General features: G+C 64.6%; 21 protein-coding genes, 1 tRNA gene and 1 pseudogene. 2 read left to right on the top strand and 21 right to left on the bottom strand.

Features of this window, described 5'->3' with window-relative positions:
- Positions 1-314: 314 nt before the first annotated feature.
- Together ACVW17_RS20165 and ACVW17_RS20160 are read right to left on the bottom strand one after the other, a co-directional pair.
- The gene (locus ACVW17_RS20165) at positions 315-1,769 is read right to left on the bottom strand and encodes a short-chain fatty acid transporter (protein WP_456753496.1); all 1,455 of its coding nucleotides are present in this window, start codon (positions 1,767-1,769) and stop codon (positions 315-317) included.
- Positions 1,770-1,820: 51 nt separating this feature from the next.
- Positions 1,821-5,222, bottom strand: a complete 3,402-nt coding sequence (locus ACVW17_RS20160; RefSeq protein WP_456753495.1) for a molybdopterin-dependent oxidoreductase — start codon at positions 5,220-5,222, stop codon at positions 1,821-1,823.
- A gap of 143 nt (positions 5,223-5,365) precedes the next feature.
- Between ACVW17_RS20160 and ACVW17_RS20155 the strand changes: the two genes are divergently transcribed.
- Entirely contained in the window at positions 5,366-6,043 is a 678-nt protein-coding gene (locus tag ACVW17_RS20155; RefSeq protein ID WP_456753494.1) for a GntR family transcriptional regulator, read from the top strand.
- A 42-nt stretch (positions 6,044-6,085) separates the two neighbouring features.
- On the opposite strand, the gene ACVW17_RS20150 is transcribed toward ACVW17_RS20155, so the two are convergent.
- The 18 genes and pseudogenes from ACVW17_RS20150 to ACVW17_RS20065 all read right to left on the bottom strand — a co-directional run bounded on the left by ACVW17_RS20150 (position 6,086) and on the right by ACVW17_RS20065 (position 22,823).
- Positions 6,086-7,246: an acyl-CoA dehydrogenase family protein gene (locus ACVW17_RS20150; RefSeq protein ID WP_456753493.1), complete on the bottom strand. Its 1,161-nt coding sequence runs from the start codon at positions 7,244-7,246 to the stop codon at positions 6,086-6,088.
- Positions 7,247-7,373: 127 nt separating this feature from the next.
- Positions 7,374-8,141, bottom strand: a complete 768-nt coding sequence (locus ACVW17_RS20145) for a crotonase/enoyl-CoA hydratase family protein (protein WP_456753492.1) — start codon at positions 8,139-8,141, stop codon at positions 7,374-7,376.
- 31 nt (positions 8,142-8,172) lie between these two features.
- Entirely contained in the window at positions 8,173-8,955 is a 783-nt protein-coding gene (locus ACVW17_RS20140; protein WP_456753491.1) for an SDR family NAD(P)-dependent oxidoreductase, read from the bottom strand.
- An 18-nt stretch (positions 8,956-8,973) separates the two neighbouring features.
- Entirely contained in the window at positions 8,974-10,224 is a 1,251-nt protein-coding gene (locus tag ACVW17_RS20135; RefSeq protein ID WP_456753490.1) for an acetyl-CoA C-acetyltransferase, read from the bottom strand.
- A 258-nt stretch (positions 10,225-10,482) separates the two neighbouring features.
- A pseudogene (locus ACVW17_RS20130) lies at positions 10,483-10,746 on the bottom strand (helix-turn-helix domain-containing protein); the annotation flags it as partial.
- Positions 10,747-11,365: 619 nt separating this feature from the next.
- Positions 11,366-11,441: transfer RNA gene (locus ACVW17_RS20125), tRNA-Lys, on the bottom strand.
- 165 nt (positions 11,442-11,606) lie between these two features.
- Positions 11,607-12,188: a Spy/CpxP family protein refolding chaperone gene (locus ACVW17_RS20120; protein WP_456753489.1), complete on the bottom strand. Its 582-nt coding sequence runs from the start codon at positions 12,186-12,188 to the stop codon at positions 11,607-11,609.
- 238 nt (positions 12,189-12,426) lie between these two features.
- The gene (locus tag ACVW17_RS20115; protein WP_456797810.1) at positions 12,427-13,710 is read right to left on the bottom strand and encodes a TRAP transporter large permease; all 1,284 of its coding nucleotides are present in this window, start codon (positions 13,708-13,710) and stop codon (positions 12,427-12,429) included.
- Positions 13,710-14,282, bottom strand: coding sequence for a TRAP transporter small permease (locus ACVW17_RS20110; RefSeq protein ID WP_456753488.1), 573 nt, complete (start codon positions 14,280-14,282; stop codon positions 13,710-13,712). The genes ACVW17_RS20115 and ACVW17_RS20110 overlap by 1 nt, the downstream gene beginning before the upstream one ends.
- Positions 14,283-14,482: 200 nt before the next feature.
- The gene (locus ACVW17_RS20105) at positions 14,483-15,487 is read right to left on the bottom strand and encodes a TRAP transporter substrate-binding protein (RefSeq protein ID WP_456797809.1); all 1,005 of its coding nucleotides are present in this window, start codon (positions 15,485-15,487) and stop codon (positions 14,483-14,485) included.
- 58 nt (positions 15,488-15,545) lie between these two features.
- Entirely contained in the window at positions 15,546-15,776 is a 231-nt protein-coding gene (locus ACVW17_RS20100) for a hypothetical protein (protein WP_456753486.1), read from the bottom strand.
- Between the two features lie 763 nt (positions 15,777-16,539).
- Positions 16,540-17,112 carry a potassium channel family protein gene (locus tag ACVW17_RS20095; protein WP_456753485.1) on the bottom strand — a complete coding sequence of 191 codons (573 nt, stop codon included), beginning with the start codon at positions 17,110-17,112 and terminating at the stop codon, positions 16,540-16,542.
- Positions 17,109-18,212, bottom strand: a complete 1,104-nt coding sequence (gene cax / locus ACVW17_RS20090; protein ID WP_456753484.1) for a calcium/proton exchanger — start codon at positions 18,210-18,212, stop codon at positions 17,109-17,111. Before cax ends, ACVW17_RS20095 begins: the two co-directional genes overlap by 4 nt.
- A 56-nt stretch (positions 18,213-18,268) precedes the next feature.
- Positions 18,269-19,501, bottom strand: coding sequence for an HlyD family secretion protein (locus ACVW17_RS20085; RefSeq protein ID WP_456753483.1), 1,233 nt, complete (start codon positions 19,499-19,501; stop codon positions 18,269-18,271).
- Positions 19,494-19,910, bottom strand: a complete 417-nt coding sequence (locus ACVW17_RS20080; protein WP_456753482.1) for a hypothetical protein — start codon at positions 19,908-19,910, stop codon at positions 19,494-19,496. The genes ACVW17_RS20085 and ACVW17_RS20080 overlap by 8 nt, the downstream gene beginning before the upstream one ends.
- Positions 19,911-20,028: 118 nt before the next feature.
- On the bottom strand, positions 20,029-20,721 hold the full coding sequence (locus ACVW17_RS20075) for a glutathione S-transferase family protein (protein WP_456753481.1): 693 nt from the start codon (positions 20,719-20,721) through the stop codon (positions 20,029-20,031).
- 141 nt (positions 20,722-20,862) lie between these two features.
- Positions 20,863-22,074: an ABC transporter substrate-binding protein gene (locus tag ACVW17_RS20070; protein WP_456753480.1), complete on the bottom strand. Its 1,212-nt coding sequence runs from the start codon at positions 22,072-22,074 to the stop codon at positions 20,863-20,865.
- Positions 22,075-22,175: 101 nt separating this feature from the next.
- On the bottom strand, positions 22,176-22,823 hold the full coding sequence (locus ACVW17_RS20065) for an exopolysaccharide biosynthesis protein (RefSeq protein WP_456753479.1): 648 nt from the start codon (positions 22,821-22,823) through the stop codon (positions 22,176-22,178).
- A 29-nt stretch (positions 22,824-22,852) separates the two neighbouring features.
- Between ACVW17_RS20065 and ACVW17_RS20060 the strand changes: the two genes are divergently transcribed.
- Positions 22,853-23,374: a hypothetical protein gene (locus ACVW17_RS20060; RefSeq protein ID WP_456753478.1), complete on the top strand. Its 522-nt coding sequence runs from the start codon at positions 22,853-22,855 to the stop codon at positions 23,372-23,374.
- A 264-nt stretch (positions 23,375-23,638) separates the two neighbouring features.
- Here ACVW17_RS20060 and ACVW17_RS20055 read toward each other — a convergent pair whose 3' ends face one another.
- Entirely contained in the window at positions 23,639-24,349 is a 711-nt protein-coding gene (locus ACVW17_RS20055; protein WP_456797808.1) for a substrate-binding domain-containing protein, read from the bottom strand.
- Positions 24,350-24,355: the final 6 nt, after the last annotated feature.

Here is a 24,355-nt window from a genome sequence, read left to right as displayed (position 1 = left end):
CGAAGCGATTAACAACAGACGCCGGTCGCCGCCGAGACGCAGCGGTGCTGCATGCGGCGTCGCATGTCGCACATCAAGCTGCGGTGGATATGTCTCATTGCGGTGACCTTGGACAACACGGATATCGCGCATCAATATCCGGCCGAACCGCGCGGCGGTCAATGAAATGGCTGACCAAAGATCAGGGCCCGGCGCGATAGCTCATTCGCCGCGGGCCGAAAAACAGCACAGTTTTGATGATGCCGGGCGCGAACGGCATGAACTGGCGGAACGTTGGCCGGGCACCGTGCCTCGCGGTGCCCGGCCCTCACCGCTCAGGGCAGGATCGGCGGATGATAGGTGAAGGTCGCCATCAGGATCGCGGCCAGCAGCATCACGATCGGGAAGTGAATGAAGAACTGCACCGAGGTGTAGCCGATCAGATCCTTCGACTTCAGGCCGAGAATGCCGAGCAGCGGCAACATCCAGAACGGGTTGATGAAGTTCGGCAGCGTCTCGGCGATGTTGTAGACCATGACCGTCCAGCCGAGATGGGCGCCGATGTCGTTGGCCGCCTTCATGATGTAGGGCGCCTCGATGATCCACTTGCCGCCGGCCGACGGCACGAAGAAGCCGAGCAGCGCCGAATAGATTCCGACCAGAAACGAGAACACCGTCGAGTTGCTGGAGGCGCCGACGAACCAGTGCGCGATCGTGTCTGACAGCGTGGTGCCGCTGCTGTTCGGCACCTTGGTCAGGATCTGCGCGACGCCGGCATAGAACGGAAACTGCAACAGCACGCCGGAGACGCTCGGCATCGCCTTGGAGAAGGATTCGACCAGGCTGCGTGGCCGCCAATGCAATACGATGCCGAGAATCAGGAAGACGAAATTGTAGGTGTTGAGCCCCGACAGCGTGATCAGCGGATTGCCCGACTGGAACGTCTGCCACAGCCAGCCGGCGGCAAGCAGCGCGATCAGGATGGTCAGCAGCGGGCTGAATTCCAGCCAGTCGCCCGGCCGGGCCGGCTTCCTGGCTTCGATGCGGTCATCGCCGAGCGCGACACCGAGGTCTTCCGCGGTCTTGGCCTGCGCGGACGCGGGCGTCGTGAAATAGCAGATCGCGGCCGACACCACAGTGACCATCACGACGGTGACCATGTTCTGCCAGGTCAGGATGGTCTCCGAGAAGCCGATCACGCCGGTGATCGGCAGCAGCGACGCCGGGATGCTGCCGGCATTGGCCTGCAGCTGCGCGGCCGACGACGTGATGCCGAGGGTGAAGCCGCAGCCGAGCCCGAGATAACCGGCCGCGCCGGCCGCCCGATAATCGAGCCGGATATCCGTGCGCCGCGCGATCTCCCGCACCAACAGGCCGGAAAAGATCAGGCTGAGGCCCCAGTTCAGCAGCGAGAGGAAGATGCTGAGCACGCCGACGAACACCACCGCGCCGCGGCCGGTCTTCGGCACGCTCGCGAGCCGCGTCAGTACGGCCGCGACCGGCGGCGACATCGCCACGACGTAGCCGCCGATCGCGACCAGCGCCATCTGCATCGTGAACGGGATCAGATTCCAGAACCCGTCGCCGAACGCGCGGCTGACGGCGAGCGGCGAACCGCCATGCAGGATCGCGCCTGCGGCGACCGCAATCACCGCGATCAGCACGAAGACATACGCATCCGGAAACCAGCGCTCCGCAAACGCCACCAGGGCCTGCGAAAAGCGCGCGATGATGTTGTCCGCGACCGGTTTTCGTAAGTCCACGGTTTGATCGTGCGTAGCATTCGTCATCAATTGATCCCCTTCCGGCGATGCGGTTCGTCTTCAATCCTGATTGGTCATTCAAAGTGCGAGCGTCAGATCGGTCAGCGGCACGGCCTGGCAGGCGAGGCATTGGCCCTCGCTGCCATCGACGGGGCCGAGATGGGTGAATTGCCCATCGACGACCTCGACCGCACAGCTCTCGCATTGCCCGACACGGCAGCCGCTCGGCAGCGCAATGCCTGCCGCGGTCGCGGCGTCGAGCAGCGTCCCCTGCTCCGGTCCCCAGGAGAAGCTCTGCTTGCTGCTCGCAAGCCGGACAGTCCGCGGCGCAAGGTTGGTTGGCACCGAGGGCGGCGACACGAAGCTCTCGGCGAAGATGTCGAAGCGCGGCACGCCGAGCGCCGCCACGGCCGCAATCTGCGCCGTGACGAAGTCCGGCGAGCCGCAGATGTAGACCAGCGGCCGGCACGATGTCAGCGGCTTGACCTGTTCAAGGTCGAGCCGCCCCTTGCGCAGCGCATCCGACTCGATCGGATCGCCCGCGAGCGGCGCGGAAAAGAAGGTCACCCGCGTCAGTCCCGGCGTATTCGCTTCCAGCTCCGCAAGCCGCTGTGCAAACGGATGCTCGCGGCTGCTGCGGCAGCCATGCAGCAGCAGGATTTCGGCAACACGATCCTGCGGCGCGATATGTTGCAGCGTCTCGAGGTAGCCGACAAACGGCGTGATGCCGATGCCGGCTGCGAGGAAGACCAGCGGCCGCGGTCCCTTCAATGGCGGCGTGAAGGTGCCGCCCGGCGGCTCCAGCAACACCTCGTCGCCGACCGCAAGGCCATGCAGACGATCCGGCATGAAGAACGGTGCGTCGTCGCTCCATGCTTCATCAGAGAAGCGCCCCTTCACGGCGATCGACAGCGCATCAGGCAGATCGCCCGATCCGGTCAGCGAATAGGCCCGCGCCTCTGTCGTGCCGGGCAGCGAGATCATCACATGCTGGCCCGGCAGGAAATCGGGCAGCGCACCGCCGTCACGCGGCCGCAGGCTGAGAGCGATGACGTTGTCGGCCTCGGCCCGGCGCGCGGCAACCATGAAGCGCCGCTGGCCGCTCCACACGCCGCGGCTTGCCACGGCATCGCGGCTGATCTCACAGACGATCGCGCGCAGCGGGACCGAGCCGCTGACGGGATCGCGCACGTCGTCGTGCAGCACGGCGTTGATGTTCCGGGTGTGGACGCCGGCCGCAGCTGACCGATCGCGGCCGAGCGGCGGACAATCTTCCCACCAGCCGAACTCGGCGACGACGACGCGATCGTCGAGCGCCGCATTGAGCCGCACCTTCAGACGCACGGCACCACCCGGCGTCTCGACCACGGCCCAGTCGCCTTCGACCAGCCCGCGCCGCGCGGCGAGTTGCGGGCTGATCTCGACCGCCGGGTCCGGCGACTTGCGCCGCAGCGAGGCGATATGCCGATGCGAGGAGTGAACGAACCAACCGCTCTTGGCGGTGGAGAGCACCAATGGAAAGCGTTCGTCCGCCGCTGCCGTGAGCGGGCTACCAACCGGTTCGACGTGATCGGGCAAAGGATCATGCCCGTGTCCCAGCATCAGCTCTGAATAGATCTCGACCCGGCGGGTCGGCGTCGCGAAACCGGCCACCGTGCCGTCCTCTCGGGTGACGGCGTATTTTTCATTGCGGAAGGCCTGCGGGAAGCGGCGTCCTTCGGGATATTCGCGCAGATCCTCGACGCCGATGCCGAGCGGCGCGAGCTGATAATTCCAGCCGGCCTCGATGTCGCCGCCGAAGAACAAGTCGCCCATACCGAGCTTGAGCGCGAGCGCAGCCGCGATCTCGTAATCGGCCCTGACCTCGCCGACCGGCGCGACCATGCGCGGGCGAAACTGCACGGTCTCGACGGCTTCCTGGGTGATCTCGAACCCGATCTTGAGCGCATCGCGCTCCCACGGCGTGCTGGCCGGCAGCACGAAGTCGGCGCTCTCCGCGGTCGGGTTCATGAACATGTCGATATGAACCTGGAATTCCAACGCGTTCAGCGCCGCACGGTTGCGCTCCGAATGGCCCTGCGAGACCACAAAATTGGTGCCGAAAGCAACCAACGCACGCACGCGGTAAGGCTCGCCCTCGAGCACGGCCCGGCTGAAATCGCGCGCCGTGATCCAGCCCTTCGCCGGCGGACCGAGCGGCAGTTCGGCGAGGCCAAGCGCCTTGGCCTGCTGCTCCGGCGGCAGGATGTTGTAGTCGTTGAGCGGGCGTGTCGGCGGCGGCACCGGCCAGCGATTGCCGCCGGGCCGATCGCAAGCGCCGGTCAGCGCATAGAGCGCGGCGATCGCGCGCTCAATTGCGGTGGCGTTGGTGTGCTGGCCGACGCCGGTCCAGGAATGATAGGCAAGCCGCGGCCTGCTCGCGAGCAGCGCGTTGAATGCGTCGATATCAGCGACATCAAGCCAGGTCAGCTCCGCGACGCGCGCCGGCGTGTAAGGCGCGGCGCGCTCGACGAGCAGTTCGAACGCGGTTGCCGCCGATATCATCCTCCCGTCGCGTGCACGGATCGACAGCGCGCCGCGCAACCGGCCACGGCCCTCCGGCGCATAGCGCGTGTCGCAAGGCACCGGCGAGCCCGACGCATCGAAACGGACGAACGCATCAGACGTGCCATCCGGCCACAACATGTCGGCGCGCAGGAAGCGGCCAGTCGCGCGATCGACCAGCAGCGATCCGTTGGTCCATGCGTCGACGAACTCAGCATCGAAATTGCCGGTCGCGATCAGGTGGCGGATCGCGCCCATCGCAAGCGCGCCATCGGCACCGGGACGGATGCGCAGCCAGAGATCGGCCTGCTGGCCGGAGCCGTTCGGCTTGGGATCGACGACGACGACCTTGGCACCGCGCCGCCGCGCATCGGCGATTCGCGTTGCTTGCGCGAGCCAGGTGCGCGCCGGATTGTGGCCCCACAGGATGATCGCATCGGCATTGTCGTAATCGGGAAAGCCGATGCCGCGACCGAAGGTCAGCGCGTGCGCGAAGTCCTTGTGCCAGCCGCAGATCTCGACCGCGTAGATCAGGTTCGGACTGCCGAAGCCGCGGATGAAGCGCTCGACCCACTCGAAGCTGTCGACCATCGGCGTGCCGCTCGGCGTGGTGACACCGAACGCCACCGCCTCGGCGCCGCTCTCGGCGCGGATGCTGCCAAGCCGGTCGGCGATCTCGGTCAGCGCCTCGTCCCACGACACCTCGACCCAGCCGGGATCGGCAGCGTCGCGCGGGCGGGTCCGCTTGAGCGGGACGGTCAGGCGGCGCGGGCTGCCGACGATTTCCGGTGCCGCCCGGCCCTTGGCACAGAGCGCCCCACCGGTCGGGTGGTTACTTAATACCTCCACGCCGACGAGACGCCCATCCTCGACCACGGTGACAGCACCGCAGCGCGAACGACAAAGCGTGCAATAGCCGGGTAGCCGCTGTTTCACCGCTGCCTCGTGGTCAGGTCAACTCATGTGACGCATTCTTGTAATGCGCTACACATTTACGTCATACGCTACCGTCCTCGTCAAGGCTAAGTAATAATCAGGGACGAATCGGAGTTCCCGGCGAGAGGCGGCTGCGACCACCCATGGACCAGAATTTGCGCGAACAGGTGCTGCAGCGGGTGCGCGCGGAGATCATTTCCGGGCAGAGCCTTCCCGGCACGATGTATTCTGTGCCGAGTCTCGCGGCGAGCCTCGGCGTCTCCTCGACGCCGGTGCGCGAGGCGCTGCTCGAGCTCAGCCGCGGCGGCCTGGTCGAGCCGATGCGCAACCGCGGATTCAAGGTGGTGGAGCCGACGCTGACCGAGCTGCGCAATCTGTTCGATATGCGCGAGGTACTGGAGTTGCACGCCGCCGTGCTGGTCGCCGCCAATCCGCCGAAGGACCTACCGGCGGTGCGCGGCTGGGCCGATCAGATCGCGAGGGCGGTCGAGACCGACGACGTCCAGCTCTATCTCGAAGCCGACCGCAACTATCATCGCGAGTTCATCGCCGCCGCCGGCAACGAGCTCCTGACCGAGATGGTGATGGGCCTGCGCGACAAGATGCGGCTCTACGGCATCAGCTCGCGCGCCGGCCACGAGCGGCAGCAAGCCTCGGTGCCGGAGCATTACAAACTGATCGAACTCGCGCTCGCCGGCGAGACCGAGGCGCTGCCGACCCTGCTGCGCAGCCACATCCGCTCCTGGGAGCCGATCTTCGTCGATGCGTTGATGCGCTCGAAGGAGCATGCGCGCGAGCCGCTGCGGCAGGCGCGCGGCTGACGCGCGACCGGTGCTGGATAGATCGTCTGACGCGGCGACCGGCTAATCCAGAATGCTCTTGTAGTGCTCCGAGAAGACGTCGCGGCCGATGATCAGCCGCATCACTTCGGAGCTCCCCGCCAGGATCCGATTGACGCGCGCATCGGTGAACATCCGGCTGATCGGATATTCATCCATGTAGCCCGCGCCGCCGTGCAGCTGCACACCGAGGTCGAGCATCTTCCACTCGACTTCCGAGGACATCATCTTGGCCTTGGCGCCCATATTGCTGGTCAGCCGCCCCGCATTGTGCTCGGCCACGCAGTGATCGACATAGACCTGCACGAGATCGATCTCGGCATCCATCTCCGCCATGCGGAACTGGGTGTTCTGCTGCTCGGCGAGCGGCCTGCCGAACAGCTTGCGATCCATCACGTAAGCGCGCGTGATATCGAACGCCCTGCGGCCATTGGCAATCGATCCGACCGCGGAGATCAGCCGCTCCTCGGCGAGACCCTCCATGAGATAGTAGAAGCCCCTGCCCGGCTCTCCCAGCACGTTGGCCTTGGGCACCCTCACATTCTGGAAGAACAGCTCGGCGGTGTCCTGCGCCGGCATGCCCATCTTCTTCAGATTGCGGCCCCGTTCGAACCCTTCCATGCCGCGCTCGACGATCAGGAGCACCATCGCGTGCTTCTTCTCGGCGCCTGCCAGCTTGGCCGCCACGATCACGACGTCGGAATTGATGCCGTTGGAAATGTAGGTCTTCGAGCCGTTGAGCAGGAAATGATCGCCCTTGTCCTCCGCCGTCGTGCGCATGCCCGCGAGGTCCGAGCCCGCGCCCGGTTCGGTCATCGCAATCGCCAGGATGGTCTCGCCGCTGACGCATTTCGGCAGGAAGCGATCGCGCTGCTCCTCGGTGCCGAAGCGCTTGAAATAGGATCCGACCAGGCGGCTGTGCAGCGTGTTGAACCAGCCCTTGCAGCCGGCACGCGCGGTCTCCTCGATGATGATCTGCTCGTAGCGGAAGTCCTCGTCGCCCATTCCGCCATACTTCTCTTCAGGCCAGATCATCAGGAAGCCGAGGTCGCCGGCCTTCTTGAACGCGCTGCGGTCGACGATGCCGGCCTCCCGCCACTCCTCCATATGGGGCGTGATCTCGCTCGCAAGGAACTTGCGGTAGGAGTCGCGGAAGATGACCTGATCTTCGGTAAAGCTGCGCATTATTCACCCAATAGCGCTCTCACGTGATTTGGAAGCCGGCCGGCGAGCGGCGGGGCACTCGCAAAAAATGGAGCGCCGGTTCTGCTGCAATCAAAACCGGCGCTCCGTCATCGAAACAGTCGCTGCCTTACTTGCCCTTCCAGTTCGGCGCGCGCTTTTCCGCGAAGGCCGCCGCGCCCTCGCGGGCATCCTCCGAGACGAAGACCGGACCGACGATCTCCTGCTGCCTCGTCCACATCTGGTCTTCCGGCCAGAGCCGGGATTCGACGACCACCTGCTTGGAGGCCCTGACTGCGAGCGGGCCGTTGGCACCGATCGCGGCCGCAAGCTCGAGCGCGGCGTCGAGCGCCGGGCCATCGGTCACGCGGTTGATGATGCCGAGTTGGTGAGCACGCTCGGCACCGAAGAATTCGCCCGTCAGTGCGAACTCCATCGCCACACGGACCGGCATCTGCCGCGGCATGCGGATCAGGCCACCGGCCGCAGCCGCCAGCCCGCGCTTCACCTCGGGGATGCCGAACTTGGCATTGCGGTTGGCGACGATCATGTCGCACGACAGCGCGATCTCCATCCCGCCGGCGAGCGCGTAGCCGTCGACCGCCGCGATCAGCGGCTTCTTCGGCGGCGCCTCGGTGAGGCCGGCGAAGCCGCGGCCGGGGATCGACGGCCGCTCGCCCTTCAAAAACCCCTTGAGGTCCATGCCCGAGCAGAACGTGCCGCCCGCACCGGCGATGATGCCGACGCTCAGCGCATCATCGGCATCGAGCCGGTCTATCGCCGCAGCGACGCCCTTGGAGAGTGCGAGGTTGGCTGCGTTCTTGGCTTCCGGCCGGTTCAGCGTGATGATCAGGATCGGTCCGCGGACTTCAGTGAGGACCGGAGCTTCTTCGGACATCGCTTTCGCCTCCTGTTACGCGCGCGGACGCCTATCGCGGAGCCATGCGGATGGCGCCGTCGAGGCGGACGTCTTCACCGTTGAAATAGCCGTTGGTGATCATGGTCAGCGCCAGATGCGCATATTCCTCCGGCATGCCGAGACGCTTCGGGAACGGCACCGACGCGCTGAGCGCGGCCTTGACGTTCTCCGGCGCGCCCTGCAGCAGCGGCGTGTTGAAAATGCCCGGCAGGATGGTGTTGACGCGGATGCCCTCAGCCATCAAATCGCGCGCGATCGGCAGGGTCATGCCGACGACGCCGGCCTTGGAGGCCGAATACGCCGCCTGCCCCATCTGGCCGTCCTCGGCCGCGACCGAAGCGGTGTTCACGACCGCACCGCGCTCGCCGTGCTCCAGCGGAGACAGCGACAGCATGCCCTGCGCCGACTTGGCGATGCAGCGGAAGGTGCCGACCAGGTTGATCTGGATGATGCGGTTGAAGGCGTCGATCGGGAAGTGCGTCGGCTCACCGGTCTTCTTGTCGCGGCCGGCGGTCTTCACCGCATTGCCGGTGCCGGCGCAGTTCACCAGGATGCGTTCCTGGCCGTGTGCCGCGCGGGCCTTGGCGAAGCCCGCATCGACCAGCTCGTCGGAGGTGACGTCGACCTTGCAGAACACGCCGCCGATTTCCCTGGCGATGGCTTCGCCCTTGTCTTCGTTGAAGTCGAAGATCGCGACCTTGACGCCTTGCGCGGCGAGCGCCCGCGCGGTGGCTGCGCCGAGGCCGGACGCGCCGCCGGTGACGACGGCGGCGACTGATGAATCGAGTTTCATGGCAGTGTCCTTTCGCGATCAGATGCGTTCGATGATGATGGCCGGCGCCATGCCGCCGGCGGCGCACATGGTGACGAGACCATAGCGACCGCCGCTGCGCTCGAGCTCGTCGAGCGCGGTGCCGATCAGGATCGATCCGGTTGCGCCGATCGGGTGGCCGAGCGCGATCGAGCCGCCGTTGATGTTGACCTTCTCGCGATCCAGCTCGAGGTCGCGGATGAACTTCTCGGCGACAACCGCGAACGCCTCGTTGATCTCCCAGACGTCGATGTCGTCCTTGGTCAGGCCGGCCTTGGCGAGAACCTTCTTGGCCGCCGGAACCGGCGCGTTGAGCATCAAGGTCGGATCGTCACCCTGGTTGGCATAGGCCACGATGCGGCCGCGCGGCTTGAGGCCGTGCTTCTCGGCATATTCCTTCGACGTGATCAGCACCGCGGCTGCGCCATCCACCACACCCGAGCTGTTGCCGGCATGATGCACGCCCTTCCACTCGAGGCCCGGGTAACGGCGCTGGATCTGCTTCCTGAAGGTCACGCCGTTGCCGAGATCGAAATCGGCAAGCTGCTCGAAGCTCGGCTTCAGCGACGCCAGGCCTTCGGCGGTGGTCTCGGGGCGCGGGAATTCCTCCCGATTGAGGGCGACGCTGCCGTCGTCGTTGAGCACGGGGATCACCGACTTGGCGAAGCGGCCTTCATCGATCGCCCGCTTGGCGCGCTGCTGGCTCGTCAGCGCCAGCGCATCGCAGGCCTCTCGGCTGATCCCCTCGCGCGTCGCGATGGCGTCGCCGCACACGCCCTGGTGCGACTGCGGGTGGATCTCGTCGAGCGCCGGATTGCCCGAACCCATCATCCGCGCCGGCTGTCCCGCCTTGGAGCGCTCGGCGGCGAGGGTCTGCTGATAGCTCATCATCTCGGTGCCGCCGGCGATGACGCAATCTTCCATCCCCGACATGACCGAGGCTGCCGCGAGGTTCACCGAGGTGATGCCGCCGCCGCAGAAGCGATCCAGCGTCGTGCCGCTCGCGTTGATGTCGTAGCCGGCCGCGAGCGCCGACATGCGTCCGAGATCGCCGCCCTGCTTGCCTTCCTGGGTCGAGGTCGACCAGATGATGTCGTCGACGGTCGAGGTATCGAGCTTGTTGCGCTCCTTGAGCGCGCCGAGCACGGTCGCGGCCAGCTGCTGCGGATGCAGGTGCGACAGCGCGCCCTTGCCCGGCTTGCCGATGCCGCGCGGCGTGCGCACCGCGTCGATGATGTATGCCTCAGACATGCGTTTCCCCTTGCTTTGGATGCTTCGTTGCTGTGAGCCCGTGCCGATGCCGATGGCCGCTTCCGCTGCGCCGCCTGCCCGGAACGAGCCGGGATGTCAGCGGTGTGGCGTCACCGCAAGCGGCTCGGCGACCGCGCTGCGCTGATCGTCGAAATAGTCGAAGCGCGAATTGATCCCCCGCAGCATCGATGATTGCGCGTTGTCGCGCTGCCGCTCGTCGGCACAGTCGGGCTTGTCCGCAAACAGCGGAGCGCCGGGCGCGGCGGCGTGCGGACCCAGCGCATATTTCTGCTCCTGCGGCAGATAGATCAACTGGCCGATCTGGGTCAGCGTCAGCGTCAGACGGGAGACCGTCGATCGCGGCAGACCGCAGCGATCGGCGATGTCACGATTGCCGAGGCGTATGCTTCGACCTTCGAAGCAACGCACGATGTCGAATGCGCGCGACACCACCTGGATCACGCGCCGGTTGTCCGTGCCGGCGGCATCTTGCGCCATCAGTACCTCAGATCGACGTCCCATCGTTTACGCCTCACTCCTCATGTTTTCGTACGGGTGAACGAAGCCCACTCTGCTTGCCGCAGAGGGCGTTGATCCGCGCCGGCGGTCGTGTAGTGCCGGGCCGTGCATGCGCGACAAAGCTTGTGGCCTGCTGGACGAGGCCGTTGTCGGCCTGTTCGAGACCGGTCCGCGTGGACGCGGTCAATGCCTGGTCTCCTGGACAAACGACGCCGCGCCCGAGCGGGGCAAGCAGCTTCGAATGTCTTTGGCCGGCCAGCATCAGGCGGATTCTTTCCCTAGGGTTTTGGACCTTAATTAATTGATTAATTAGCCGAGTGATTAAAGTGGGCGCTTCGCCCTGTCAACCGCGCTCGCCGCAGGGCCCCCCGCGCTGGGATGATGACAGCTCGCGCACCGCTCAAGCGAGCGGGGCAGATTTACGGGATTGCGGATCCGTTCGTGGCGAACTTCATCCCGCTGCCGAATGGTGGTCGGGCGGAACGGCCGACGCCAATCCGCAGCAAGCGCATGCGGCCTGATCGGGAAATGTGGAAGCCAACAAAAGCAGCCAGGGTGTCCGAACAGACGCGACTGCTGGCCGGCGTGGCCGATACGAGGGCGAACCTAAGCTTTGAAAGCTTGGTGGGCGCACCAGGGCTCGAACCTGGGACCCGCTGATTAAGAGTCAGCTGCTCTACCAACTGAGCTATGCGCCCGGAACTTGTCCGGAAATGACCCTCGCAAGAGAGGCCGTCGTTTAGCAAAGCGATTCCGCGATGTCCAGCAAGCTGGCGCAAGTTTTCCCGACTTTTACCAAGCCGAAAGGCCGCCGGATTCCGGCGGCCTTTCATGGGCTTGGCGATGCTGTTCGCGGCCAATGCTCAGAGCCGGCCGGAGCGCTCCTGGTCCGGACCGTCGTCGCGGTCGAAATGATGGTCGCGGCCGCCGCGCTCCCAGCGATCCATGCCACGCTCGAGGCGGTGGCGGCGCCAGCCCTCGGCACCGAAACCGCGGCCTTCCATGTGGGTGAGCATGGTCAGGCGCCGCTTCTGGTTGTCGTCGAGCGTCTTGTAGAGCGGGTCGGCGGCATCGGCGATCTTCTTCAGCGAAGTAGCGGTCGCCGCCATGTTGTCGGCGCGCTCGCGCAGACGCGCAACCGGATCATCGGGCTTCTGCGCCTTGTCGGCATCGGCCTTTTCCGCGGCCATCCGCGCATTGGCGCGATCGAGCCGCATCTTGGCGAACTCGCGGACCGCGGTCTCGACCGGCGGCCACAGCTTCTCCTGATCAGCGTTGAGCTTCAGCCCGGCGTGCACCGCAGCGATGCGCGCATCGAGGAATGCGGCCCGGTCCTCCGGGCTCATCCGTGTCTGGCCATGAAACCAGGGGCGATGCTGGGCATAGACCGCAGTCGAGCCGGCTATCGAGAGTGCCGCGAGACCGGCGAGCAGAACTTTCTTCATCCAAACCTCCTTTGAAGTTTCCCTGAGGATGATGCTGCCCGGTGCCGCCTTCAACTTACGGATTGGACAGAGAGAGCTTTCTTGCCAAGATGTAATCCGTTCCATTGCCCATCAGAAACATCCAGCGCGCGAGCTCGCGCGTTGGATTTCTTGTTTGTTTTTGCGCATGATCTCCGCGCAAACGCTCCGCGTTTGTCGCGGGGGAAACCGCTTCTCATTTTTCCGGATCATGCGCGCGTCAAATCATTCCCAACAACCGCGGCAGCCACAGCGAGATCTCCGGCACGTAGGTGATCAGGCCGAGGAACACCAGCATCGCGCACAGCCACGGCAAGACAGAGATCGTGATCTCGCTGATGCCCATCTTGGCGATACTGCTCGCGATGTAGAGATTGAGTCCGACCGGCGGATGGCACAGCCCGACCTCGGTGTTGACGATCATCAGGATGCCCAGATGCACCGGATGCACGCCGAGCTTGGTCGCCAACGGAAACAGGATCGGCGCCATGATCAAGAGGATCGATGACGGATCCATCACGTTGCCGGCGAGCAGCAGGATGATGTTGACGACGAGCAGGAACATCCAGACCGAGAAGTTCTTGTCGATGATCCAGGCCGCCATCTCCTGCGGGATCTGCTCATGCGTCATCAGGAACGAGAACAGCACCGCGTTGGTGATGATGTAGAGCAGCATCGAGCTCATGCTCGCCGCCTGCAGCAGCACCTTCGGTACTTCGGAGAGCTTCAGCTCCTTGTAGACGAACACGGTGATGAAGAAGGCATAGGTCGCGGCGACCGCGGCGGCCTCGGTCGGCGTGAAGATGCCGCCATAGATGCCGCCGAGCACGATCGCGATCAGCAGAAGGCCCCAGATGCTCTCACGGAACGCCGTGAACTGCTGGCCGATGGTGGCGCGCGGCATCTTCGGGTAGCCGTTGCGCTGCGCGACGAAGAAGGTCACCGCGGCCAGCATCAGCGCGAGCAGCACGCCCGGCACGATGCCGGCCATGAACAGCGCACCGATCGAGGTGTTGGTCGAGACGCCGTACAGCACCAGGATGATCGAGGGCGGCACCAGGATGCCGAGCGCGCCCGAGGTCGAGATCACGCCGACGCCGAACCGCTTCGGATAGCCGTGATCGACCATCGCCGGCATCATGATCGAGCCGATCGCGACCACGGTTGCAACGCTCGAACCCGAGATCGCCGCGAACATCGCGCAGGCCGCGACGCCGGCCAAGCCAAGGCCGCCGGGCAGATGCCCGACCAATGATGTCGTGAACGCGATCATGCGCCGCGCGACGCCGCCGCGGGTCAGGAAGGTGCCCGCCAGGATGAAGAACGGGATCGCCATGATGCCGAAATTGTCGAGGCCGGAAAACAGCTTCAGCCCGACGCTCTCGATCGGCACCTCGGTCATCGTGAACAGGAAGGTCAGCACGGTCAGGCCGAGCGAAATCGAGATCGGCATGCCCGTCAGCATCAGGGCAAACAGCAGTCCGAAAATCAATGCGGCGCTCATCACGCTTCTCCAAGCGCGACGGGCGCGGTCTTGCTGGTTTCGACGCCGTCGACATGGGAGGCGTCATGGTGCGGCAGCTCGCCGGTCTTCCAGTAGGTCCAGCACACCTGCAGGAAGCGGAAGCACATCAGATAGGAGCCGAGCGGGATGCAGGCGTAGACGATCCAGCTCGGGATCTCCATGTCGGGTGACACCTGGTCGGTGTGCATCAGCTCGAACACGAACTTGGCGCCCATGGTGCCGACGATCGCGGTGAACAGCGCGCCGCCGAGCAGGCCGAAGGTGATGGTGCGCTTGCGCCAGAAATCATTGAGGCGGTTGATCAGCACGTCGACGCCGACATGGATGCCGGTGCGCACGCCGTAGGCGGCGCCGAACTTCGCCATCCAGATGAACATGTAGATGCACAGTTCCTGCGACCAGGCGAGGTTGATGCCGAACAAATACGGATAGAGCACGGGCACGTCGACCAGGAAGCGATGCACCACCGTGACGAAGGTCAGGAGCGTCGCGGCCCCCATCAGGCTCGCGATGATGATTTCCTCGAGCCGGTCCAGAATCTTCAGCAGCATTGATCTCCCCTGTCATGGCCGCCCCCCGCGGCCAGAGCGTTGTCTCCCTCACCCCGTTCTTACGGGGAGAGGGTTAGGGTGAGGGGCTTCTTCCTCGCGCACGTTGATAGTTGCGCTGGCGGAGACTCCCCCTCACCCGGAATTCAAGCTGCGCTTGAATTCCGACCTCTCCCCGCAAGCGGGGCGAGGTAAGGCACGCCTCAGTTCATCGGGCTGCGGCCCGTTTCCTTGAGGAATTCGTCGATCAGCGGCTGACCGACCCGCGAAGCGACGTCCTTGTAGACCGGCATCATCGCCTTGCGCATCGCCTCGTCCTGCTCGGGGGTGAGCGAGATGATCTCGGTCTTGCCGGCCTTCTTGATTTCGGCGAGCGCGTCGTCGTTTTCCTTGGCGGACTGGTTGTTGCCGAACTCGGTGGCTTCCTTCATCGCCTTGGAGAGCTCGTCGCGGATATCGGCCGGCAGGCCGTCCCAGAACTTCTTGTTTACGACCACGACGTAGCCGATGTAGCCGTGATTGGTGACGGTGGCGTACTTCTGCACCTCATGCATTTTCTGGGTGTAGATGTTCGACCAGGTGTTCTCCTGGCCGTCGACCACGCCGGTCTGCAGCGCCTGGTAGACGTCGGAGAACGCCATCGCCTGCGGGATCGCGCCGAGCGCGCGGAACTGGGCCTCCAGCACCTTCGACGACTGGATGCGGAATTTGAGCCCCTTGTAGTCTGCAGGCGCGACCAGCTTCTTGTTCGCGCTCATCTGCTTGAAGCCGTTGTCCCAGTAGGCGAGACCGGTCATGCCCTTGGAATCCAGCTTCTTGAGCAACTGGGCGCCGAGCGGGCCGTCGGTCACCTTGCGCAGCGATTTCAGGTCCGGGAGGATGTAGGGCAGATCGAAGACTTCGAATTCCTTGATGCCGATCGGACCGAACTTCGAGTTCGACGGCGCCAGCATCTGGACCGCGCCGAGCTGGAGCGCCTCGAGCTCTTCCTTGTCCTTGTAAAGCGTCGAGTTCGGGTAGACCTCGACCTTCACCTTGCCGCCGGTGTACTTCTCGGCCAGTTCCTTGAACTTGTCGGCCGCCTTGCCCTTCGGCGTGTCCGAGGCCACCACGTGGCTGAATTTGAGAACGATCGGCGCCTGCGCCGAGGCCGGTCCGACAAAGCTCAAAGCTGCGATCGACGCCGCCGCCAATATGAATCTACGCATGTTTCCTCCCGCGTATTGCGGAGCACGAATTCCGGCCCCGAGACATCCGGCCGCACCATTACAGAGAAGCCACGACGATTGCCATTGCCCCTTTAGCAGGGGCTATTTGCGCCGTTGCTGCACTGCAAAATCCGATGCGACGGTATTCCTTTCGGCTCTTGCGACCGTTCAATGACACCGCCCGCACGCTGTGCCCGGCCATGGCGATGCGGTCAATGCGGGTTTCGGCAATGGCGGATTCGCCGGGCGCGAATGCTGGTACCGCAGGATTGCTGGGATAGGTGACCATCGCCAAGCACGCGGTGTCATCACTCGCGAAAGCGGGTGATCCAGTATTCCAGAGACGGCAGTACTTGAGTCGAGAGGCCGCGGCGTACTGGATCGCCCGGTCCCGTCTTCGCCAAGGCTTCGACGGGGCTTGCGGTCTTGGGCTCGCCGAAGCTTCAGCGGAGGCGGCGAGCCGGGCGATGACAGTTGTAGATGAGGATATAGCTTCGCATTCTCGCGACATGAATTGTCCGAGCTTTGCTCTTTCGTTCCGCCCTCTCCGTTGGTGAGGGCGCAGGGAAAGCCGGGTGCCGATCGCACCCATGGGCCCCGAGCAATGGGGTAGAAAGCTCGGGGGTAGGACCACAGGTGTAACCGGAGCAATCCGGCTTTCCCTGCGCGATGGCTTACGGCTTATACGTGCTCTCCCCGGCGAGACTTGGCTTTGTTGTCACCGTCTTCACAACGCGCATTGCGCAATCGGAAGAGACACCTACCACTAGGGCGTCAGGCCTGCACGATTTCGCCGTCCGCCTCATGCGCGTTCGTCAACTGCGCATTCGGCGTCCACCGCATCTCGACCCGCGTTCGTGACGACCGCGAAGCGCCCCTCGATCGGGCGAGACGCGCAGACCATACACTGAGTTGCGCTTCGGATAAAGCGAAATATTTTTGCCGCGGGCACTTGACGCGTTTCGCTGATTTGCCCGTCGTGTCCAATCGGCAACAGCTCTGCCGGCGGCGACATCAGCAACGGGCCAGGCGCGAAACCGGTCGCCGCCGAGTCACCCTTCCCGCCTGCGCCCGGCGAGCCCTGCGAAGATGGAAAAGAACAGCACGTTGTAGAGGACACCAAACATGATTTGCACGCACACAGCCGTCTTGGCCCAGCCCGATTTGGGAAAGATGTCGCCGTACCCCGTGCTCGTCATCGTCACGATGCTGAAGTAGAGCGCGTTGCCGAGAGTGAGCTGGGCGGAGAAAGCGTCGGTGTCGCGACGAACGATAACCGTATAGATCACGGCAAAGCAGAATGCCGCCAGGGCGTAGGCTGCCGTCACCCGAAGCAGGATTCTCCAGACCGGTGTCTGGTCGAGGTAGTGAACGCTGTCAGGGCCGTAGATGCCCTGCAGCGTCTTGACGATGCGCCAGGCCAGATAGAGCCAGATCGCGAATACGCCCGCCTTGGCGACGCCCCCCACCGACGCCGTGACGGCGTTTTCAGGCAGCAGATGCGGCACCGCGGCTTCGACCAGCAGTCCGAAAACGCTGCAGGCAAACACCACCGGAACGACAAGCCGGACCCATCCGCCTGTCAGGTCTCCCCGGCCCACCGCGTTGTCCGGCTGCCCGCTCATGAACGCGCGGCGCCCGGCGGAAGCGCATAAAGCGTCATCGCGAATATCGCATAGATCAACAACAGCATGACGCCGACGAACCATGCGGAGCGGCCACCGCTTGTGATGAAGCCGCAGGTAATGGTCGCTAACAGCACCATCGCCACCGCACCCGGCCAGAACTGCAAGTCCATTGGCGCAGGACCGATGACATAGCTGAGGATCACCAGCACCGGCGCCACAAACAGAGCAATCTGGGACGCGCTGCCGAGCGCGATGCCGACACTCATGTCGAGCCGGTTCTTGCCGGCCGCCGAAAATGCCACGGCCATTTCTGCGGCTCCTCCGACGAGCGAGACAACAATGAAGCCGATGAAGGCCGGGCTCATCCCCAGGGCCTGTCCTGCGCTCTGTACGGATCCGACGAATATCTCGCTGACCAGGGCGACCAGCACGGTGACAGCGACAAGCGTACCGACCGCGAGCCGGATCGGCCAGTTCGCTTCATGCTCCGGGTCGCCATGGTCCTCTGACGCAAATAGACCCTTGTGCGTCCGCAGCGAAAATAGCAAACCAAGTCCATAGGCAACGATCAACAGAAGCGCGAGGCCAAGGCTAAGCTTCCTGGTCACCGCATCACCTTGCGCCAGCTCGCGTTCGGCGATTGCCGCTGGAGCGAACAGCGCGATCGAGGCCAGCAGCAGCAAGGCCGCCTGCAGCCGCGCGCCGGCACGATTGAATTCCTGGATCGGGTAGCGCAATCCCCCGAGCAGAAAGCAGCCGCCCAGCATGAAGAGCGAATTGGTGACGATGGCGCCGACGATCGACGCCTTCACCAGCAGATACTCGCCCGCATGAAGCGCTGCCAGGGCAATGATCAGTTCGGTCAAATTTCCCAATGTCGCGTTGAGCAACCCGCCGATCGCATCGCCGGTTCTGGCCGCGACGCTCTCGGTGGCGTGACTGAGCAGCGCGGCCAGCGGCACGATCGCCAGCACCGCCAGCACGAAGAGTGCGGTATGTGCGGAGGGGGCCACGAGTTCTGCCGCCAGTACGGCAGGAACGAAGATCAGCATCCAGAGCAGTGGGCTGCGGCGAATTTCATCGAGCAAAGGAGCCATTATCCGTCCCCCGCATGAAACAAACTTCCGGGCGGCCGGTAGCCGCCATGGCAAACTCAGTGGCCGCTCAGCACCAGTGTCTTGACCGGCAGCAGCAAGGCCTGGATGCGCAGCAGCAGCGCGTGCACCAGCCCGGTCGCGTCGACGACATGCAAGGCGAAGCCCTTGAGCGCGCCGGTCTTCGGATCGGCGATCACGTCGTGGTTGCTGGTGTAGGCGTTGACGATGCAACTGGAGCCCGGCGTGACGCCTTCGAGGCCGCCGGCATAGAGCGGCTCCAGGAATGTCAGGATCGAACCCGGCTGGCGCAGCGCTTGCGGATCGATCAGTTGCTCGCCGGAGCGGAATTGACCGGCGGCGATGTAGTCCTGCACGCCGGTGACGACGAGCGGAATGATCACCCAGGGCTTCGAGATGCAGGTCGCCTCGGCGATCATGCCGGGCTTCATGACCTGGGCCTCGATCTGGCCAAAGCCGGCCTGTAGCACGCTCCGGCCGGCGCCCTCGGGGATCAAGATGCCGGCCGGGCGCATCATCTGATTGACGACGTCGCCGGTCCGCAAGGTGAATTGCTCGACCCGCCCGTCGACGCCGGCGCGAATATAGGTCTTGTCGAGATCGACCTGCGCCTCCGCCATCGCGGCCTCGGCGCTCGCCTTCTCGGCGGGCAGCAGCGTGGAGACGCGCAGCGCCGCGGTCTCCCGCGCCGCGCTCGCAGCGTCGATGCCCGCCTGTCTTTGATCGACGGCGACCTGCAGCTTCTCGATGTCGCGCTGCGGCACGATGCCGGGATTGCGGCGCTGCAATTCGCTCTTGCTGTCCAGCTCGTCCTTGGCCTGCTGCCAGTGCGACCGGGCCTCGCCGACCTGGGCCTCGGCCTTGACCACATCGGCCCGCGCGCTGGTCAGCGACGCGTCGACCTCGGCGACTTTGCGCTTCGCGGATTCCAGCGCGGCCTGCTGCTTCGAATGATCGAGCCTGAACAGGACATCGCCCATCTTCACGGGGGCGCTGTAGCCGACATTCACTTCGGCGACTCGGCCGGCCACTTCAGGCAGGATCGGCACGGTGCGGAAGTAGATCGCCGCCGAATTGGTGGAGGGATGGTAGTAGAAGATCATGGTGATCAGCGCGATCGTCAGCATCAGGCAGCCGGTGATGCCCCATCTGAGCTCGTGCCACACGGAAAAGAAGGTGATCTCCTTACCGAAGCGCTTGCCCTGCCGGTAGCGGCGATAGAGATAGTCCGGCAGGATCGTGAACAGGGAGCACAGCAGAAGCTCAAGCATGGCCCTGTCCCTCCTCTGCGGCGGAGCTTGCATCCGGCTCCGATAGCGGCGCGGGCCGCGGCGGCGTGGCGTCGGCAATCCGCTCCACCGATCCCGCGATCGTGCGCAGCGGCGTGCTGAAATCCGGCAGGTCGATCATCGCGAGCAGCAAGCCGGCGATCCAGAAGACGTGCATATGGGTGAACAGCGAGATCAGGCCGAGCACGGCAACGATCTCGAACTGCAGCTTCTGCGACTTGTGCGCCATCCGCTCAGGCAGGCTGTGCAGCTTCCAGTACAGCGTGCCCACATACAGGATGGTCGCGACCAGGAAGATGCCCATCACCACCATCAGGGTGTCGGCGCCGTCGGGACCCGGAACGAAGAACGGCAGATGGTGCGGTGCCGCCGGATGCATTTGTCCGCTCACGACCGTCCTCCCTGCGCGCAGAGCGCGGGCCTTTGCATGGCCCTCTGGAGGCATGGTTCCCTAATGTCGGCGCTTTATCAAGAACCGTAGTTCCACGGATAGGACAGTCGCGCCTGGATCAAAGGGCGAGGGCCGCATGGATGGCACGGCAATGTCGTGCCAGGGCATCATGCGAGACCACGAATGTCTTCAGCGGCGTTGCGATGTCGTAGAAATAGATGTTGGCAATGAATCCATAAATGCCGGCGTCGATCGAGGTCGGTTTGTCGCCATGCAGATAGCCTTGCGCCGGAATCAGGCTCGCGAGGGCCGCGAGATCGGCGAGCCCGCGGGCCATCGCGGCGTCGGGCGCAAAGCGGCCGATGCCTTGATAGTAGTAGCGCTGGGCGTTGAACGCCTTGGCCTTCATCAGGCCGTCGTCGGTGAGATCAGGATGCTCGCGCTTGAGCGCATCGCGGAACTGGGGCCAGTAGCGCTCGTCCTGCCAGCGCGAATAGGACATCACCCAATAGAGATCGTCGAGCGTACGGGTGACGAGGAGATTGGTCGTGCGTTGTGCCGGCGTCAGCGCCGCGTCCAGTGTCACGCGATATTTTTCGGTGACATAGGCGAAGATGGTCTCGCTGTCGCCGACGGTGTCATCGCCGTCGACGATATAGGGCAGTTGCTGGCGCGGCGCCTTGGAGGCATCGAAAATGTGCTCGTGCCGGAACGGCACACCCGCGAGCCTCAGAAAGGCGAACACCTTCAGCCCATAGCCATTGTTGTCGGCGACGCCGAACAATGGCGGATAGGAATAGAGCGTGAGCATGGCGGCTCCGTCGCGTTCAAGCCGGCAACAGGCTACCTCAAGATTGATCGGCTGGAAATGTCAGCCGGGTACGCCCGGGTCGGGACGCAGCCGGTTGGTGGCTGCGCCCCGATATGCCGACCGGCACGGCCGGCGCTCACCTTACCGCGACGCGGTGCTGATGTTCTCGCCGAAGAACTTCCAGGTCTTGCCGTCGAACTTCGCGAGCTTGAAGGTGTCGAAGGTCGAATAGTCGGTCGGCGACACCGAGACCGTGATGCCGGGCAGCAGCAACGGCAGCGAGACCTTGCTGAGGTTGGTTGCCTGCTTCAGCAGGTTCTCGCGCGTCAGCTCGTCGCCGCAGTTCTTCAGGATGATCGCGGTGAACTGCGCCGAGAGATAGCCGATCTGGTTGCTGCCATCGATCGGATTGCCTTCGGGATACCATTGCTTCATGAAGGCGAGATAGTCCTGCACGCCCTTGTCGGTATCCCACGCCGGGTCGCCGACCACCTTGGTGGCGAGCGCCGTCATCAGGCCGGTGGACGCTTCGAGGCCGGCAGGCTCGAGCACGCCGCCGATCGAGCTCGCGACCGAGACGATGAAGTGCGTCGGCTTCCAGCCGAGATCGGCCACCTTGCGGATCGCCTGCGCGCCGAACTTCGGCGTCGTGATCGTCATCAGCACGTCGGCGCCCGCGGCCTTCAGATTGACGATCTGGGAATCAATCGTGGGATCGGTCACCTCGTAGCTGAGCTCCTTGACGATGAGACCGGCCTTCTCGCCCAGCGCCTCCTTGAAGCCCTTCAGATAGTCCTTGCCGAAATCGTCATTCTGATAGATCACGCCGACCTTCGCGTTCGGCAGCTCCTTGAGGATGTACTTGCCATAGATCTTCGCTTCCTGCGCATAGGGCGGATAGAACGGCGTGGTCCAGGGAAACTCCTTCGGATCATTCCACTTCGAGGCCCCGGTGGAGATCAGGAGATGCGGGATCTTCTTGCCGTTCAGATATTTTTGGATCGACGAATTGGTCGGCGTGCCCAGTGAACCGATATCGGCAAGGATCTCATCCTGCTCGACGAGCTTGCGCGTCTGCTCCACCGTCTTCGGCGGGCTGTAGCCGTCGTCCATGCTCAACAGCGTGATCTTGCGGCCGTTGATGCCGCCTTGGCTGTTGATCATCTTCCAGTAGGCGGCTTCGGCCCTGCCCTGCGTGCCGTAGGCCGAGGCCGGACCGCTGTAGGGCATGGTCTGCCCGATCTTGATTTCGGTATCGCTGGCGCCGGGATCGTATTTCTTGTCGGCGGCGAGCAGCGCCGAGGTGGAAACAAGGCTGAGCGCGGCGATCGCCGCGAGCGTGATGCAACGCATGTGTTCTCCCCATTCGCGCCGCTGTTTGCCGCGGCGTCGGGCGAGATAATGATCATGCCCGCAGGGGATGTCGACCCCTTAAGTCCGGACTGCCCTCGCCCTCACAGCCCCGTCCAAGCCATCACGGCGGTGAACGAGGCCCAGAGCGTCCATCCGAGCCCGGCCAGGGAAATCAGCGCAGCCGCCATCGCAACCGCCAGCAGCAGGCCGTCCTCCTGCAGATATGCGATCGCGATCAGCACGACCACCATTCCGGGAATGACGTTGACCAGGGGCAGCGGCCAGCCGGCCGAAAAGGCCAGCAGAAAGACCACCAGCCCGACGAGGCGGTCGATCACGTCGCGGCGCGCATCCCAGCGCGGCCGGCTGATCCGCTCGATCGCCTGCAGCATCGGGCGGACAAACACGGTGAACCGCTTGAAGCGCTTGAAGTCGAACTGCCGCTTCGAGATGAAACGCGGAAACGACGGCGCGCTGTGGCCAAGCATCATCTCGACCGCCGGAAACAGCAGCGCCAGCGTCGCAATGGTCGCGACGCCGGGAATGATCACCAAGAGCCCAAGCAGCAGCAGGAGCAGGCCGAACGACCGCTTGTCCAGATTGCCGAGGAGCCATTCGAGGTCGACGGGGCCGTCCGGTGCTTGAGCGACGAGTTCCTCAAGAAGCTGGGACGTGTGCGTGGGCGCCAATGGGGCTCCGGACGAAAGGGACATGGACGCCAAAGTGGTCAGACTCGGCGTCGATTGCAACCGTCGCCGAAGCAGACTAGGAAGCATGGGTGACCCACGATTCCGATCAGGCATGGCACAGCCATGCGCCATCAAGTCCGGATCCTGCCGCGCGCCGCCGCTGGCCGTGGTTCCTGTTGATCGTCGTCATTCTGGCGCTTGCGGGCGCAGGCGGCGTCTACGCCTGGCCGCAAATCGCACCGCTGGTACCCTCGCTCGGCAACGCCGCGGCCGGCGACAAGGCGGCGGCCGACAAGGAGGCGCTGCCGGATCTGCTCGCCGCCCAGCAGAAGCTCGAGGATGACGTCGGTGCGCTCGGCAAGTCGGTGGCCGACCAACAGGAGCAGTTGAAAGCGATCACCGACCAACTGGCGGCCCTGACGTCGAAGGTCGACGCGCTGCAGCGTCCCGCCCCGGCTCCCGTGCCGCCACCGGCCGCGGCCGAACAACCGCATGCACCCGTGGCGCAAGCAGCCCCGAAGCCGCGCAAGCCGCCGGTTCGGGCGCCAAAGCCGTCAGGTCCGATTTCGACCGGCGGCGCGCCGCTGAGCGCGGCACCGAGCAACAACTGAGCCGCAAGTCTCCGTCAGGGTGACGGAATTGACTTACTCAGCTTGCTCAGTGGCATCACTCGCGCATGCGGGTGATCCAGTATTCCAGAGACGGCTGTGCTTGGCCGATAAGCCGCGGCGCACTGGGTCGCCCGGTCCCGTCTCCGCCAAGGCTTCGACGAGGCCACAGGTGCCTGGCACGCCGAAGCTTTAGCGGAGGCGGCGAGCCGGGCGACGACAACAGGGGATGAGGACAAAGCTTCACATCTTCTCAGCAGCGGCAGGTCAGCCGCGTGCCGGCTCCATGCCCGCCCGCTTGATGGCGGCAAGCAAGCGATCGCTGTCCGACGACAGAAAATCGATCAGCCGCTTGGCCGCTTCCGGCGCTTTGGCGTCGTTGACAATGGCGGCCGTGAAGGTCTGGACCAGCTGGAGGTCGGCAGGCAGCAGGCCGACCAATTCGATGCCGCTCTCCTGAACCAGTTCGCTGGTCGGCCCGATCGAGCAATTTGCCCTGCCTGCCCGCAGCGCTTCGGCCGCCTCGGTACCGCGCGCCTCGAGGGTGAGCCGCACCGTGTCCGGCAAGTTCAGCTTCGGCAAGATTTTGTCGCGAACGAACTGTCCGCTGGTGCTGCTCGGCGCCACTATTCGGCCCGCGTCGATCAAGGCGTTCCTGAGCGCGAGGTCACTGCTGATATCAGGCTTGCGATCGCCGGTGCGAACCGCGGCGGCCAGCGGCGCCGTCGCCAGCCCGGCGTCGGACCCCGGACGAATCCGACCGTCTTCGATCAGCGCGCGAAGTCCCTCGCGCGAAAGGATCACCACATCCGCTTGGGTGCCATGCGCAAGCTGGTGCCGGATGGTCTTCGGACCGATCCCCTCCGACGCGCCGGAGCCGGTTTCCACCTTGATGCCGGTGCTTCGCTCGAACTCGGGCAGCACCTCCCGGTAGACCGCAGCAAAGCCGCCGGAGATGATGACCTTGAGCGTCGTCAATGCAGC

The organism is Bradyrhizobium sp. USDA 4473, from assembly GCF_054063335.1.
This window is presented reverse-complemented; position numbering and strand designations above follow the sequence as displayed.

Bases quoted from the DNA above. Each gene is read 5' to 3' on its own strand.
- ACVW17_RS20165 (WP_456753496.1), bottom strand. From the start codon at position 1,769: ATGACGAATGCTACGCACGATCAAACCGTGGACTTACGAAAACCGGTC.
- ACVW17_RS20155 (WP_456753494.1), top strand. From the start codon at position 5,366: ATGGACCAGAATTTGCGCGAACAGGTGCTGCAGCGGGTGCGCGCGGAG.
- ACVW17_RS20150 (WP_456753493.1), bottom strand. From the start codon at position 7,246: ATGCGCAGCTTTACCGAAGATCAGGTCATCTTCCGCGACTCCTACCGC.
- ACVW17_RS20145 (WP_456753492.1), bottom strand. From the start codon at position 8,141: ATGTCCGAAGAAGCTCCGGTCCTCACTGAAGTCCGCGGACCGATCCTG.
- ACVW17_RS20140 (WP_456753491.1), bottom strand. From the start codon at position 8,955: ATGAAACTCGATTCATCAGTCGCCGCCGTCGTCACCGGCGGCGCGTCC.
- ACVW17_RS20135 (WP_456753490.1), bottom strand. From the start codon at position 10,224: ATGTCTGAGGCATACATCATCGACGCGGTGCGCACGCCGCGCGGCATC.
- ACVW17_RS20120 (WP_456753489.1), bottom strand. From the start codon at position 12,188: ATGAAGAAAGTTCTGCTCGCCGGTCTCGCGGCACTCTCGATAGCCGGC.
- ACVW17_RS20115 (WP_456797810.1), bottom strand. From the start codon at position 13,710: ATGAGCGCCGCATTGATTTTCGGACTGCTGTTTGCCCTGATGCTGACG.
- ACVW17_RS20110 (WP_456753488.1), bottom strand. From the start codon at position 14,282: ATGCTGCTGAAGATTCTGGACCGGCTCGAGGAAATCATCATCGCGAGC.
- ACVW17_RS20105 (WP_456797809.1), bottom strand. From the start codon at position 15,487: ATGCGTAGATTCATATTGGCGGCGGCGTCGATCGCAGCTTTGAGCTTT.
- ACVW17_RS20100 (WP_456753486.1), bottom strand. From the start codon at position 15,776: ATGGTCACCTATCCCAGCAATCCTGCGGTACCAGCATTCGCGCCCGGC.
- ACVW17_RS20095 (WP_456753485.1), bottom strand. From the start codon at position 17,112: ATGAGCGGGCAGCCGGACAACGCGGTGGGCCGGGGAGACCTGACAGGC.
- cax (WP_456753484.1), bottom strand. From the start codon at position 18,212: ATGGCTCCTTTGCTCGATGAAATTCGCCGCAGCCCACTGCTCTGGATG.
- ACVW17_RS20085 (WP_456753483.1), bottom strand. From the start codon at position 19,501: ATGCTTGAGCTTCTGCTGTGCTCCCTGTTCACGATCCTGCCGGACTAT.
- ACVW17_RS20075 (WP_456753481.1), bottom strand. From the start codon at position 20,721: ATGCTCACGCTCTATTCCTATCCGCCATTGTTCGGCGTCGCCGACAAC.
- ACVW17_RS20070 (WP_456753480.1), bottom strand. From the start codon at position 22,074: ATGCGTTGCATCACGCTCGCGGCGATCGCCGCGCTCAGCCTTGTTTCC.